Origin of the sequence: Tenacibaculum sp. (assembly GCF_048269885.1) — a bacterium.
Lineage (GTDB): Bacteria > Bacteroidota > Bacteroidia > Flavobacteriales > Flavobacteriaceae > Polaribacter.
Genome location: NZ_JBLWTZ010000011.1, coordinates 1 through 15,021 on the forward strand (window position 1 = coordinate 1; position 15,021 = coordinate 15,021).

Sequence of the window (15,021 nt, forward strand, 5' to 3'; positions counted from 1 at the left end):
CTTTAGATATCTTAAACCCTATTTTAATGAACTGTTACTAACTTCCTAGCTTACCGCTGCTCCGTTTGCGGGTGCAAATATAGATACCTTTTTCTTTACAACAATGACTTTTTTTATCTTTTTTTTTAAAAAACACAACGTACTAATAACCAGCACTCTTCCTTGCAAACTATTTATTTTTCATGATAGAAAAGTAAAACGCAGCCCCTTTACCCTCTTCGTTCTTCAACCATATCCTCCCTCCTTCTCTCTTTAAAATCTTTTTAACCAAAGCCAACCCTAGTCCTATAGACTGAAATGAAGATGTTTCTTCTAACTTTTGAAAAAGGTTGAAAATCTTTTCATGGTTTTTTTGATCTATCCCTGGACCATTATCTTTTACATAAAAAATATATTCTTCATCATATTCTTCACTCCCTATCTCTACATATATATATTCTTTATTATTATGCTTAACCGCGTTCTCTATTAAATTTTTAAATACTTGGGTTAGTTGAGACTCATTATACAGTACTGTTGGTAGTTTGTTCTTTACTACCATAGTGCAATTAGAATCAGAATTCAATTGTATTATTTGCTCTACAACACTGTTTACATTTACTTCTTGTTTTACTTCTCTATCATTCGCCCTTAAAGAATAATCGAGAATACCATTGATTAGTAAATCTATCTGTTCTACCTGTTCTTTCATCATTTGGAGCATATTAGAGTATTCGCTTTTTCCTCGATCATTTCCTTCATCACTCTCCAACATCCACTCTGATAAAGCATGTAAATTTCCTAAAGGAGTTTTTAGGTCATGCGACACTACATAAGCAAATTCTTCTAGGTCTTCGTTTTTTTCTGACAATTCTTTTGCTCTACTTTCTAAATCTCTTGTTCTTTCTTTTACTCTATTTTCTAATGACGAGTTTACTTCTTGTAATTTTTTTCGATACCTTATATGTCCATTCAAAATGATTATTGAAAAAATAAAAATAGTTGATGTAGATATCAATATGGCAGATTCTAATACAATATTTATATTTGACGTAAGGGTCCAATAAGTCAGATGCAATAATTGAAAAGTACTAAAAGCAATTACAAACCCTCTATTATTTAGCATTAGTACAGCCCCAAACATCACAATAAAAGTTCCCAACAAATAATCAATTGAAAAATTATTTGTTTTTGTCGTATATATAAGGTAGTGTTGAAACAAGAACAGCACTAAAAAAACCACATAACCATAGTATTTTCTTGCCCATTTCTTTTTTACAAAAGGAATTAATCCTGCTACGAGAAAAACAACGGCAAAAATTTCTCTTAGATAAGGAAATTCTACTGCCTTTTTATTAAAATAAAAAATTAGAAGAGAATAAATATACAACCCAGGTGCCATTAACAACAGAACTGTACTACTATTTCTAATTTCAAACGGCTCAAGCTTACCTTTATTTTTAAAAAACTCAAAAAACATAACTAAAAAATAGATGCTTAAAAAATTAAAAGTAATTAATTCATTTTAAAAAGCATTGGCTCTTTATAATTATTGTAAGAGTGAAATTGATTTTACAATCTTTAATTATTATGTATTGCTTACAAAATGCTTTTACAATATCTTTGCGACTCAAAATTTCCACTTGTAAGGAAATTATAAAAATATACATATATAATGATTGAGATTACACTACCCGACGGGAGCGTCAAAGAATTTGAAATGAACAGCACTCCAATGGATGTTGCTAAAAGTATTAGTGAAGGTTTAGCTAGAAATGTTATTTCTGCTAGTTTTAATAGAACAACTGTTGAAACCTCTACACCTTTAACCACAGATGGCTCGTTGGTTTTATATACATTTAATGATGCTTCTGGTAAAAAGGCTTTTTGGCATTCATCTGCTCACGTATTGGCACAAGCTATTCAAGATTTTTACCCTCATGCAAAATTAACTATTGGCCCTGCTATTGAAAATGGTTTTTATTACGATGTTGATTTTGGAGAGGACACTATTTCTGAAAAAGATTTTGATAAAATAGAAAAGAAATTCTTAGAACGTGCTCGTGAAAAAGCAGAGTTTAAGATGCGTTCTATTTCCAAAGCTGATGCTTTGGCATACTACCAAGCACAAAACAATCAATATAAAGTAGAGCTTATTGAAGGTTTAGAAGATGGCGACATTACTTTTTGTGACCACAGTGATTTTACCGATTTATGCCGTGGAGGTCATATTCCGAATACTGGAATTATCAAAGCGGTGAAAATTATGAATGTTGCTGGAGCTTATTGGCGTGGTGACGAAAAGAATAACCAGTTAACTCGTGTGTATGGAATTTCTTTTCCTAAACAAAAAGAGTTAAAAGAATATTTAGAATTACTTGAAGAAGCAAAAAAACGTGATCATAGAAAACTTGGTAAAGAATTAGAGCTTTTTACTTTTTCTCAAAAAGTGGGGCAAGGCTTACCTTTATGGTTACCAAAGGGAGCTGCTTTGCGTGGTCGTTTAGAAGATTTCTTAAAAGCTGCTCAAAAGAAAGCAGGATACGAAATGGTAATGACTCCACATATTGGACAGAAAGAACTATATGTAACTTCTGGGCATTATGCGAAATATGGTGAAGATAGTTTTCAGCCCATTACTACTCCAAAGGAAGACGAGGAGTTTTTACTGAAACCTATGAACTGTCCGCATCACTGCGAAGTGTACAACCATAAACCATATTCATATAAAGACTTACCTAAACGCTTTGCTGAATTTGGTACCGTATATAGATATGAACAGAGTGGTGAATTGCATGGTTTAACTCGTGTTCGTGGTTTTACTCAAGATGATGCACACATTTTCTGTACACCTGAACAATTAGATGAAGAGTTTAAAAATGTAATTGACCTAGTACTTTATGTATTTGGCTCTTTAGGTTTTGAAGATTTTACTGCTCAGGTATCTATTAGAGACATGGAAAACCTTGATAAATATATTGGTTCAGTCGAAAACTGGGAAAAAGCCGAACAAGCAATTATTAATGCAGCTAAAGACAAAGGTTTGGATTACGTAGTTGAAGAAGGTGAAGCTGCTTTTTATGGCCCAAAATTAGACTTCATGGTGAAGGACGCTTTAGGTAGAAGCTGGCAATTAGGAACTATTCAAGTGGATTATAACTTACCAGAACGTTTTGATTTACATTATAAAGGTGCTGATAACCAATTACACCGCCCGGTAATGATTCACCGTGCACCGTTTGGTTCTATGGAGCGTTTCATTGCGGTTTTACTAGAGCATACAGGAGGTAATTTCCCTCTTTGGTTAACTCCTGAGCAAGTTATTGTACTGCCAATCAGTGAGAAATATCAAAAATATACCGAAAAAGTTTTAACTTTGTTAGAAAATTCCGAAATTCGCGCCCTCGTTGATAACCGTAACGAGAAGACAGGAAGAAAGATACGTGATGCTGAAGTTAGCAAAATACCATTCATGGTTATTGTTGGTGAGCAAGAGGAAAAAGATGGCACAGTATCTGTAAGAAAACATGGTGAAGGTGATTTAGGAACATTTACTATAGAAGAGTTCATTTCTCTAATACAGAAAGAAGTTAGTAAAACATTGGTTCCTTTTGGAAGTTAAAAATAGATAGTAATTTAAAATTTATAAGTCATAGCAATTAGAAGAAAAGGCGGTAGAAGACCCGCGAGAGTAATTAAAGAAGATCAACATAGAATTAATGAAAAAATTAGACATGTTGATGAAGTTCGTCTTGTAGGCGATAACGTGGAAGTTGGTGTATATCCATTAGCTAAAGCTAAAGAGATTGCACGAGAGTTAGAATTAGATTTAGTTGAAATTTCGCCTAAAGCTGTTCCTCCTGTTTGTAAAGTTATTGATTACAAAAAGTTCTTATATGAGCAAAAGAAACGTGAAAAAGCTTTAAAAGCTAAAGCTACTAAAGTTACCGTTAAAGAAATTCGTTTCGGACCTCAAACTGACGAACATGATTACGAGTTCAAAAAAAAGCATGCAATTAAGTTCTTACAAGATGGAGCTAAATTAAAGGCTTTTGTATTCTTCAAAGGGCGTTCAATTGTATTTAAAGAACAAGGACAAATTTTACTATTAAAATTAGCTCAAGAATTAGAAGAATATGGTAAGGTAGAGCAAATGCCTAAACTAGAAGGAAAGCGTATGATTATGTTTATTGCTCCTAAAAAGAGTAAATAATACATACAATAATAATATAAGCAAGATAAAACTAAAAAACAAAGATGCCTAAAATTAAAACAAAATCTAGTGCTAAGAAACGTTTCAAGTTAACTGGTACTGGAAAAATCAAAAGAAAGCACGCGTTTAAAAGTCACATTTTAACGAAAAAGTCTAAAAAACGTAAGCTTGCATTAACACACGCTACATTAGTACACAAATCTGATGAAGCAAACATTAAGCAGCAATTAGTTTTAAAATAATTGTTAGCTCAGGGAATTTAATTATTAACCATGGAGTTAGGCTTGTTAAAGAATTATGAATTATGAATTTTAAATTATAGGGTTGTATCAATTCGTAATTATCAATTCACAGTTTCATAATCGCCTACTACAAAAACACATTTGAATTATGCCAAGATCAGTAAATTCAGTAGCTTCAAGAAATAGAAGAAAAAAAATCTTGAAGCAAGCAAAAGGTTACTTTGGACGTCGTAAAAACGTTTACACGGTAGCAAAAAATGCGGTTGAAAAAGGAATGCTATATGCATACCGTGACCGTAAAAACAATAAGAGAAACTTCCGTTCATTATGGATTCAACGTATTAACGCTGGAGCTCGTCTGTACGGAATGTCTTACTCACAGTTTATGGGGAAAGTAAAAGCTAATAATATTGAGTTAAACCGTAAGGTTTTAGCTGATTTAGCGATGAACAACCCAGAAGCTTTTAAGGCCATTGTAGAAAAAGTAAAATAAGTTTCATACCCTTGCTTATACTAAAAACCCAAACCTTAACGTTTGGGTTTTTTTAAACCATCCATATTCATCAATTGAACTAAAATATCAATATTATGAAATTTTTAAAAATAGTATTCATCTTTATCTTCACGCAAAGTATTATTGCTCAAAATAGCCCTTCTGAACAACCAAATACTGTTGAAAACCAATTTATAGAACTTTATAAAAAATCAAACAATTATCAAATTTATAAAGTTGTAAAAAAAAATGAGTACTTAAGACTACAGAATAGTATTTTAGATAGCATAAAAGTTATTAAAACTGATGCCAGTTCGAAACAAATTAAAATAAATGAGCAGCAAAAAAATATAACTGAATTACAAACTAAAATAGACACGTTAAACAAAGACTTAGCTACTTCTATCAACAAAGAAGATGCCATTTCCTTTATTGGTGTTCCATTAAACAAAGCTACCTACAACTCTATTGTATGGGGTATTATCCTTGTTTTACTGGTTGGGTTGGCTTTCTTTATTTACAGGTTTAAGAATAGCAATGTGGTTACTAAAGAAACCAAAAGCTTGTTAGTTGAAACTGAAGAAGAGTTTGAACAGTACAAAAGAAAATCTATTGAAAAAGAGCAAAAACTACGTAGACAATTACAAGACGAGATCAACAAACAGCGCGGTGTAAGTTAACCTACCTTAACTTAATCATGAACTAGTATAAAACAAAATCCCGAGTATGAACTCGGGATTTTGTTTTATACTAATAAACTGTTGTAATCGATTGGAAAAATATTCCCAACCTCCTTTACAACTTTATCTTATAAATTCTTAAATATTTGTATTTGAGAAATGTTCAATTCCTAAAACTGTTACAGAAAACTGTGTTTCTTCTTTACTCAAAAATTTTACTTCAAAAGTAAGCAACAAGCTTTCATCAATAAATTCAGGATATTTCCATTCACAAAAACTGTTCTTTCTTTGTCAACAATATCTATAACCTTCCAAACATGCAAAAAGTTTTTTCTTCTGACAGCACATTGAACTCCGTGATAAATCCAACTATTAGTTCGAAAGCAGGAATGTTATCAAAAATCATCCTAGCATTAAAGAATAAGTAGTTATCGCTTCCCATACCCTTATCTGTTGAAATCTTCATTACTTAGTTTACAATAAGTGACTTCATCTTTAATACATTAAGATAACCCTGAAATTACCCCGTTATTATCAATGCTCATGTTTTCTGATGCAGGAGTGGCTGGCAACCCAGGCATACGCATCATTTTCCCTAAAATAGGGATGATAAACTGAGCTCCTGCTGCAATTTCTATCTCTCTAACATTTACTGTAAATCCTTCTGGCCTCCCTATTAATTTATCGTTATCAGAAAATGATTTTTGAGTTTTTGCCATACACACAGCAAAATCATTAAATCCTAAACGCTCTATTCTTCGCAAATTTAACTCAGCTTTTTTATCATAGGTTACAGTATCTGCCCCGTAAATTTCTTTAGCAATTTTTTCTATTTTCTCTTTTACAGGACTTTTCCAATTATATAAAGGCTTATATTGTGTAGCTTTATTTTCAACTACATCAACCACAGCTTCGGCTAAATTTTTAGTTCCTTCTCCTCCTTTAGCCCATCCTTCAGAAACAACAGCTTGTACACCTAAATTCTTGCAAGCGTTAATAACAAATTGTACTTCTTCATCAGAATCAGATATAAAAGAATTAATTGCTACTACAGGCTCAATATTGAATTTTCTAATATTTTCAATATGCTTTTCTAAATTTTTAAACCCGTTTTGTACACGCTCTAAGCTTGGAGTATTGTATTCTTCTTTTGGTGCCCCTCCATGATGACGTAATGCTCGGATTGTTGCTACTAACACCACACATTTTGGATTTAACCCCGCGTATTGTGATTTGATATTTAAGAATTTCTCAGCTCCTAAATCGGCACCAAAACCAGCTTCTGTTACTACGTAATTTGATAACGACAATCCCATTTTAGTTGCAATAATTGTATTGGTTCCTTGCGCAATATTTGCAAAAGGCCCACCATGAATAATCGCTGGATTTTCCTCTAATGTTTGTACCAAGTTTGGTTTTACAGCATCTTTTAGCAAAATAGCCATTGCATCTTGTGCTTTTAAATCACGTGCAAAAACTGGCTTTTTATCAAAAGTAAATCCTATGAAAATATTCCCTAAACGTTCTTTTAAATCATCAAAAGAAGTTGCCATACAAAGAATAGCCATTACTTCTGATGCTGGTGTAATATTGAATCCATCTTCACGTGGTATTCCGTTTGCTGTTCCTCCTAAACCAATTGTAATTTGACGTAACGAACGATCATTCATATCAATTACACGTTTCCATAAAATGGTACGCGGGTCGATATGTAAGCTGTTCGTTCCGCTTTGCAAGTTGTTATCTATTAGAGCAGACAGTAGATTGTTAGCTTTCTCAATAGCGTTAAAATCTCCTGTGAAATGTAAGTTGATATCTTCCATAGGTACAACTTGCGAATATCCACCTCCTGCGGCACCTCCTTTAATTCCAAAAACAGGCCCTAACGAGGGTTCTCTTAACACCACAGTAGCTTGTTTTCCTATGACATTCAATCCTTCTGTTACCCCTATAGAAACAGTTGTTTTTCCCTCTCCAGCAGGTGTTGGAGTTAATGCTGTTACCAACACTAAATTATTATCTTTTATTTTGTTTTCATCTATTAAGTTTAGAGGTAATTTAGCTTTGTATTTCCCATACATTTCTAAATCATCTTCTCTTACTTGTAACTTATTAGCTATGTATTTAATATGTTGTAATTCTTTTGCTTGAGCAATCTCGATATCGGTTAAATGCGCCATGGCAAATTATTTAAATTTTTAAGTTATTTGTTGTACTAAAAAAAGCAGGTAAATATACGTAATATAATCCCCATAAAAACTGACATTTGTTAGCAAATATTCCTTAATTATTATCTAATAACACAAATATGGTAAAAGAATTGGCTTTTCTTTTAATGAAACGCTATATTTGCACGTTTTTAAAATAAAGTCGATTTAAATTATTTACAATGCAAAACAAAGGATTAATTAAATTATTTGCTATACTTTTTGGTTTAGTAAGTATTTATCAATTATCGTTTACTTTCTTTGCCAATAAGGTAGAAGATAGTGCGAAACAGTATGCTAAGGCTAATGTTAGTGATAACAATGGTAGAGCTTTGGCTAGGTATGAACGAAAATACTTAGATAGCGTAGCTAACAAAGAGATCGTAAATTTAGGATTTGCAAAGTACTCTTACAACGACATCAGAAACAAGGAAATGAACCTTGGTCTTGATTTAAAAGGGGGTATTAATGCAATTTTACAGGTATCAGTAAAAGATATCTTAATTGGGTTATCTAACGATTCTCAAAACACAACTTTTAAGCAAGCATTAACAAATGCTGATGAAGCTCAAAAAGACAGTCAAGAGAATTATTTAGATTTATTCTATAATGAGTTCGAAAAATTAAGTAATGGTAGCGTTAAATTAAGCGACCCAAGTATTTTTGGAACCAAAGCTTTACGTGATAAAATAGACTTCAACAAAACAAACGAGCAGGTTAAATCGACTTTACAAGAAGAAATCAACACTTCTATCAACACTGCTTTTGAAGTATTACGTAGCCGTATTGACAAATTTGGGGTTGTACAACCAAACATTCAACGTATTGGTAACTCTGGTAGAATTCAAGTAGAATTACCTGGAGCTAAAGATATTGACCGTGTAGAGAAGTTATTACAAAGTACTGCTGAATTACAGTTCTGGGAAGTACATACAAACGTAGACATTCAAAACTTTTTCTTTACAGCAAATGCTAAGGTTGCCGAAATGTTAAAAGATGATTCTGCTACAGAACAAGCAAAAGATACTGCTAAGGAAGGTAATGACATTGATGATTTACTAGGTGAATCAACTGATTCAACAAAAGTTGAAACTCAAAAGAATTTATTTACATATTTATATCCTAACGTAGCTCAAAGTCCACAACAAGTAAGTTCTTTGGTCGCACAAGCTAGAGTTCAGGATACTGCAAAAGTAAATAGCTTCTTACACAACAAGGAGGTAAGAGCTTTGTTACCTAACAACTTAAAATACACTAAGTTTTTATGGGACTATAAGTCACAAGCTGGTGCTGATGGAACTGAAATTATTGGTTTATATGCTATTAAATCTAACAGAAAAGACAAAGCTCCAATTGGCGGTGATGTAATTGCTGATGCTAAGCAAGAATACGACCAATTGAGTAAACCTGTAGTATCTATGTTAATGAATGGTTCTGGTACTAAACAATGGGCAAAAATGACTAGCGAAAATGTTGGTAAATTCGTTGCTGTAGTATTAGATAACTACGTATATACTGCTCCTGTAGTAAATGGAGCTATTACAGGTGGTAGTACTCAAATTTCTGGAGGAACAATGACAGTAACGGAAGCACAAGATATTGCCACCGTATTAAAAGCTGGTAAATTACCTGCTCCTGCTCGTATTATTCAAGCTGAAGTTGTTGGACCATCTTTAGGTAAAGAATCTATTGATGCGAGTATGTGGTCATTCGGGTTGGCTATTATTTTAGTCTTAGTTTGGATGTTCTTATACTATGGTAAAGCTGGTATCTATGCTAACATTGCATTAGTAGTTAACATCTTGTTCATTTTCGGGATTTTAGCTTCATTTAATTCGGTATTAACCTTACCTGGTATTGCTGGTATTATCTTAACCATAGGTATGTCAGTAGATGCGAACGTAATTATTTTCGAAAGAATTAAGGAAGCCTTATACGGAGGGAAAAGTTTAGGAGAATCGGTAGATGAAGGATTTAGTATTAAAGGTGCATTATCTGCTATTATTGATGCTAACATTACTACCTTATTAACAGGTATTATTTTATATACTTTTGGTACAGGACCTATTAAAGGTTTCGCGTTAACATTAATGATAGGTATTGCTACTTCTTTATTTACCGCCGTATTTATTACTCGTTTATTTATTGATGGCGCTGTTGAAAGAGGCACCAAATTAACATTCAATACTGGTTTCTCTAAAAATTGGTTTAACAACATTAGTATTGAATTCTTGCAAAAACGCAAGATTGCTTACATCATTTCTGGCTTCTTTATTGTTGTTGGTTTAGTTTCAATATTTACTGTAGGATTAAAGCAAGGAGTAGATTTTAAAGGAGGTCGTTCGTATGTAGTTCGTTTTGATGAGGCTATGAAAGGAAATGAAGTGGCTGAGCAATTAAAAGAAGTATTTGGTACTGCTCCTGAAGTAAAAACTTTTGGTTCTGATCATCAATTAAAAATTACTACTGCCTTTAAAATTGATGAAGAAGGTACTGATGTTGATGAAACTGTACAAAATGCCCTATACAATGGTTTAAAACCATATTTAGGTGATACATCATATGAAAACTTCAAACCTGGTTTTGAAAAAGCAGGAAATGGAATTATGAGCTATATGAAAGTAGAACCAACTATTGCAGATGATATTAAGCAATCAGCTTTATGGGCAGTTTTAGGTTCCTTAATTGTCGTTTTCTTATACATCTTATTACGTTTTAGAAAAATGGCATACTCTATCGGTGCTGTAGTAGCTGTTTTCCATGATGTATTGGTGGTATTAGGAGTTTTCTCTTTACTATACAAGTTCATGCCATTTGATATGGAAATTGGTCAATCGTTTATCGCTGCCATCTTAACAGTAGTAGGATATTCATTGAACGATACCGTGGTAATTTTTGATAGAATTAGAGAGTTTACAGAAGGTAAAAACTCTGTTACTGCTAGTTTAGTAAACAAAGCATTAAATAGTACATTAGGAAGAACTATCAACACCTCTTTAACAACATTATTAGTAATGTTAGCTATCTTCTTCTTTGGAGGAGACAGTATTAAAGGATTTATGTTCGCATTAATCGTAGGTGTGGTAGTAGGTACTTACTCTTCTTTATTTGTTGCAACGCCAATTATGTTTGACGTTTCTAAAAAAGAAGAAAACAAGTAACTCATATAAAAGCATACATAAAACCGTTTTGAATAAACTTCAAAACGGTTTTTTCATTTAATATCAAGCAACTATCTTTGCAGTCTGATGAAAATTACAAAACTCCACGATTTATACTTTAAAGAATTTATTTCAGCTGATGAAATTTCTAAAATTGTTAGCTCATTGGCTGAACAAGTAAGAAAAGATTTACCTTCTGATGAAGTGCCTATTTTTATAGGGATTTTAAACGGATGCTTTGTTTTCACCGCTGATTTTTTACGTGAATATAAAGGAAACTGTGAAATTAGTTTTGTTAAGTTGTCTTCATACCAAGGTACTTCTTCAACAGAAAATGTAAAGAACTTAATTGGTCTTAATGAAGATTTATCTGGTCGAACCGTTATTATTTTAGAAGATATTATAGATACTGGTACGACTCTTCAAGAGATTTATGACATCTTTAAAACGAAAAATTTAAAAGAATTAAAAATAGTAACTCTTTTTTACAAACCAGATGTGTATCGTAAAGAGCTGCATATAAACTATATCGGAAAAAGTATTGATGATAAATTTATTGTAGGTTACGGATTAGATTACAAAGGTTATGGTAGAAACTTGCCTGCTATTTATCAATTAACAACACAACCCAATATGAAAAACGTCGTATTATTCGGTCCTCCTGGAGCAGGAAAAGGTACTCAAGCAGAAGTTTTAAGAGAAAAATACAATTTGGTACACATTTCAACTGGAGAAGTTTTCCGATTTAATATTAAAAATGAAACTGAATTAGGACTATTAGCTAAAAAGTATATTGATGCTGGAGATTTAGTTCCTGATGAAGTTACTATTAACATGCTAAAAGAAGAAGTAACTAAAAATGCAGATGCAGCAGGATTTATCTTTGACGGTTTCCCACGTACAGAATCTCAAGCAAAAGCTTTAGATACGTTTTTAGCCGAAAAAGGCGAGCGTATTAACGGAATGGTGGCTTTAGAAGTACCAGAAGATTTATTAGTTGAACGTTTATTAGAAAGAGGTAAAACAAGTGGTCGTTCAGACGACATGGACGAAAGTAAAATTCGTAACCGCTTTAATGAATACAATACTAAAACAGCTGTTTTAAAAGACTATTACCAAGCACAAGGTAATTATTACGGGATAAATGGTGTGGGTTCTATTGAAGAAATTACTCAACGTTTATCAGACGTATTTGATACATTATAACAAACACTTGTTTAATTGTTGAATCGTTTAAACGATTCAACAATTAAACAATTAAACAATTAACAATGACTGAAGGAAATTTTGTCGACTATATTAAAATCTACGCATCATCAGGTAAAGGTGGTCGTGGATCTGCACACTTACATCGCGAAAAATACATTGCGAAAGGTGGACCTGATGGTGGTGACGGTGGTCGAGGTGGTCATATTATATTACGTGGCGATAAAAATATGTGGACACTTTTCCATTTAAAATTTAAACGTCACTTTAGAGCAGAACACGGTGGTGATGGTAGTAGTAGTAGAAGTACTGGGCATGATGGTGCCGATGTTATCATTCCTGTTCCATTAGGAACTATTATTCGGGATGCTGATACTGACGAAATTTTATATGAAGTTATTGAAGACGAACAAGAGATCATCTTATTAGAAGGTGGTAAAGGTGGACGTGGTAACTGGCATTTTAAGTCTTCTACCAATCAAACTCCTCGTTATGCACAACCAGGTATTGATGGACAAGAAGGCTGGTACCGCATTGAATTAAAAATTTTAGCTGATGTTGGTTTAGTTGGTTTCCCTAATGCAGGAAAATCGACTTTATTATCTGTTATTACCGCTGCAAAACCTAAAATCGCTGATTATGCATTTACAACCCTAAAACCTAATTTAGGAATTGTGGAATATCGCAATCATCAAAGTTTTGTCATGGCAGATATTCCTGGAATTATTGAAGGAGCTGCTGAAGGAAAAGGTTTGGGGCATCACTTTTTACGTCATATAGAACGTAACTCTACCCTACTCTTTTTAATTCCTGCTGATAGCGAGGATATAAAAAAAGAGTATGAAATTTTATTGAATGAGCTTCGCAAACACAATCCTGAATTATTGGATAAGGATCGTTTGTTAGCTATTTCAAAATCGGATATGCTAGACGATGAACTAAAAGAAGAAATTAAACACGATTTGCCTGAAGGCATTGAAGCGTTATTTATCTCTTCTGTTGCTCAACAAGGCTTAATGGAGCTAAAAGATAAATTGTGGCAAATGCTGAATTAGCTTTTGTTTAAAATACCCCTATAAAAAAACACCTCTACGAGGTGTTTTTTTGTTCTCTTATTCCATCTTCCAAATTCTTCTAAACATTTCTTGAAAAGCAGTTTTTGCATTCTCTTTGGCACTTTTTTCTACATACTCATTTATTAACGCTACCCTATCAGCTGCACTTGGATGCGTAAAAATTTCTGGTCCTAGGAGGCTTTGTAAAACTTCTATATTAGCTATCAACTCATTACCTAACGCTACTTCTTGTGTAGTTAATAAATACATTGCTATGATATCTGCAAGGTATTCTGCTTTCTTATACGCATTTGTTTTAGCTCCATTGGGAATTTCGGTTCCTAAATGAAATTGCTCTGCTTGTTTAAGTGTTACAAGATGCCCCAGCTCATGAGTCAACACAAAAACTTGTATATAATTTTTATCATACTCTATTAACCCCTGACTTACCTCAACATAATTCGTTGCTGCTCCTGCATTCACTGAGACATCGTTTTTATCTATTCTAAACTCATTAGGAATATCTACTTCTGTAAACTCTTTAAATAACGGCTTTACTGTTTTTAAATATAGTTCCTTTAATTTTTCTTCTTTTGTTAAACTCTCTACAACTTCTTCTTTCTTAGTTTCGACTGTGTTACAGCTTATTACTATAAAAGTGATGATTATTGTTATGATATTTTTCATGATTTTTGGTATAAAAAAACACCCTTAAAATTAAATTTTAAGAGTGCTTACTAGGGGAAACATTAATTAATCAAAATACGTATATGTAATACTAGTATTAAGAAAACCGAATACAACATACGAAGCTGTTAATGGATATCCATCTGTATTATAAGTATAAGTTACTGGAGTATCGCTAGAAAAACTACCTTGTGCTGGATTATTTATATTTACTCCATCTAATCCTGTTCCTACATTAATTTTAGCAAAAGCTGTAGGATAAACTCCTTTAAAAGGATTGTTCTTGTCATCATAGGTATTTTCTAATGTTTGAGTACCTATTGTCTCTGTTTTTACATTCCCTTCTTCATTGTATGTATAACTTGTGTTAGTTATTTTATCGTTTTCTTTATTTACTCTCTCTTTTTTCTCTAATTTATTTTCAGCATCATACGTATAGGTATAAGTATAGGCTTCTATACCGTCTTCCTTCTCAACTGCACTTACAATTAAGCCTTTGTCGTTATACGTATATAGAGTGCTTTTTGTATCTGACTTTACTTCTATTACTTGATTTTTATCATTATAAACAACAGTATAAGTTGTAGTAGCCCCTCCTTCTTCTATAGTATACGAGCTGATAAAATTAGAATTGTCATCGTAGGTATATGTAGTAATACTCTCACTATAATCATCTTTAAAATGATATACTTTTATTTGAGAACCGCTACCTACTTCTCCACGAATGTTAATGGTTACATTGTATACTTTTTCATCACCATTTTCTGCTGTAACTGTAAAAGGCATTGCTTCTCCGTCTACAAAGTTTACTGCTTCTCCAGAAGCTGGTGAAATAGTTGCTTTGTCTGATATCGTGATGTTAGGAATTACTCCTGAAATATTTGTGTTGAAAGGAACACTAATCGTTATATTGTTTCCTAAATCATATATAACATCCTCTTCATTAACTCCTTCAAAATTTATTTTAAAACTTGTAATACTATTTAATGATGATTGTACTACTTTATCGCTATCATCACTAGAGCAACTTACAACTACAAGTGCTATAATTAAAGACAAAAAAGGGAAAACTTTTTTCATAATGTAAATATTTAAATA

Annotated in this window: 13 protein-coding genes; 8 read left to right on the forward strand and 5 right to left on the reverse strand. The window is 32.6% G+C overall.

Features of this window, described 5'->3' with window-relative positions; translation table 11 throughout:
* Nucleotides 1–169: 169 nt before the first annotated feature.
* A complete protein-coding gene (locus tag ACN0WY_RS09585) occupies nt 170–1,459 on the reverse strand; it encodes a sensor histidine kinase (protein ID WP_417800220.1) in 1,290 nt (429 codons plus the stop codon).
* A gap of 195 nt (nt 1,460–1,654) precedes the next feature.
* On the opposite strand from ACN0WY_RS09585, the gene thrS reads away from it, so the two are divergent.
* The 5 genes from thrS (at nt 1,655) to ACN0WY_RS09610 (ending at nt 5,607) form a co-directional block, all read left to right on the forward strand.
* Entirely contained in the window at nt 1,655–3,601 is a 1,947-nt protein-coding gene (thrS, locus tag ACN0WY_RS09590; protein ID WP_417800221.1) for a threonine--tRNA ligase, read from the forward strand.
* Between the two features lie 72 nt (nt 3,602–3,673).
* Nucleotides 3,674–4,192 (forward strand): translation initiation factor IF-3, encoded by a 519-nt coding sequence (infC, locus tag ACN0WY_RS09595; RefSeq protein ID WP_262706669.1) that lies wholly within the window; start codon nt 3,674–3,676, stop codon nt 4,190–4,192.
* A 44-nt stretch (nt 4,193–4,236) separates the two neighbouring features.
* The gene (rpmI, locus tag ACN0WY_RS09600; RefSeq protein ID WP_047790515.1) at nt 4,237–4,434 is read left to right on the forward strand and encodes a 50S ribosomal protein L35; all 198 of its coding nucleotides are present in this window, start codon (nt 4,237–4,239) and stop codon (nt 4,432–4,434) included.
* Between the two features lie 148 nt (nt 4,435–4,582).
* Nucleotides 4,583–4,927: a 50S ribosomal protein L20 gene (gene rplT / locus ACN0WY_RS09605; protein WP_330488325.1), complete on the forward strand. Its 345-nt coding sequence runs from the start codon at nt 4,583–4,585 to the stop codon at nt 4,925–4,927.
* Between the two features lie 95 nt (nt 4,928–5,022).
* Nucleotides 5,023–5,607, forward strand: coding sequence for a tRNA (guanine-N1)-methyltransferase (locus tag ACN0WY_RS09610; protein WP_417800222.1), 585 nt, complete (start codon nt 5,023–5,025; stop codon nt 5,605–5,607).
* A gap of 301 nt (nt 5,608–5,908) precedes the next feature.
* On the opposite strand, the gene ACN0WY_RS09615 is transcribed toward ACN0WY_RS09610, so the two are convergent.
* Both ACN0WY_RS09615 and ACN0WY_RS09620 read right to left on the reverse strand, forming a co-directional pair.
* Nucleotides 5,909–6,073, reverse strand: a complete 165-nt coding sequence (locus ACN0WY_RS09615) for a hypothetical protein (RefSeq protein WP_330488327.1) — start codon at nt 6,071–6,073, stop codon at nt 5,909–5,911.
* Between the two features lie 37 nt (nt 6,074–6,110).
* Nucleotides 6,111–7,787 carry a formate--tetrahydrofolate ligase gene (locus tag ACN0WY_RS09620; RefSeq protein ID WP_417800223.1) on the reverse strand — a complete coding sequence of 559 codons (1,677 nt, stop codon included), beginning with the start codon at nt 7,785–7,787 and terminating at the stop codon, nt 6,111–6,113.
* 209 nt (nt 7,788–7,996) lie between these two features.
* Between ACN0WY_RS09620 and secDF the strand changes: the two genes are divergently transcribed.
* The 3 genes from secDF to obgE all read left to right on the forward strand — a co-directional run bounded on the left by secDF (nt 7,997) and on the right by obgE (nt 13,236).
* Nucleotides 7,997–10,975, forward strand: a complete 2,979-nt coding sequence (secDF, locus tag ACN0WY_RS09625) for a protein translocase subunit SecDF (RefSeq protein WP_417800224.1) — start codon at nt 7,997–7,999, stop codon at nt 10,973–10,975.
* Between the two features lie 87 nt (nt 10,976–11,062).
* Nucleotides 11,063–12,181 (forward strand): adenylate kinase, encoded by a 1,119-nt coding sequence (locus ACN0WY_RS09630; RefSeq protein ID WP_330488330.1) that lies wholly within the window; start codon nt 11,063–11,065, stop codon nt 12,179–12,181.
* 65 nt (nt 12,182–12,246) lie between these two features.
* Nucleotides 12,247–13,236 carry a GTPase ObgE gene (obgE, locus tag ACN0WY_RS09635; protein ID WP_417800225.1) on the forward strand — a complete coding sequence of 330 codons (990 nt, stop codon included), beginning with the start codon at nt 12,247–12,249 and terminating at the stop codon, nt 13,234–13,236.
* A gap of 57 nt (nt 13,237–13,293) precedes the next feature.
* On the opposite strand, the gene ACN0WY_RS09640 is transcribed toward obgE, so the two are convergent.
* Together ACN0WY_RS09640 and ACN0WY_RS09645 are read right to left on the reverse strand one after the other, a co-directional pair.
* Nucleotides 13,294–13,923: a hypothetical protein gene (locus ACN0WY_RS09640; RefSeq protein WP_417800226.1), complete on the reverse strand. Its 630-nt coding sequence runs from the start codon at nt 13,921–13,923 to the stop codon at nt 13,294–13,296.
* A gap of 66 nt (nt 13,924–13,989) precedes the next feature.
* Nucleotides 13,990–15,003: a hypothetical protein gene (locus ACN0WY_RS09645; protein ID WP_417800227.1), complete on the reverse strand. Its 1,014-nt coding sequence runs from the start codon at nt 15,001–15,003 to the stop codon at nt 13,990–13,992.
* Nucleotides 15,004–15,021: the final 18 nt, after the last annotated feature.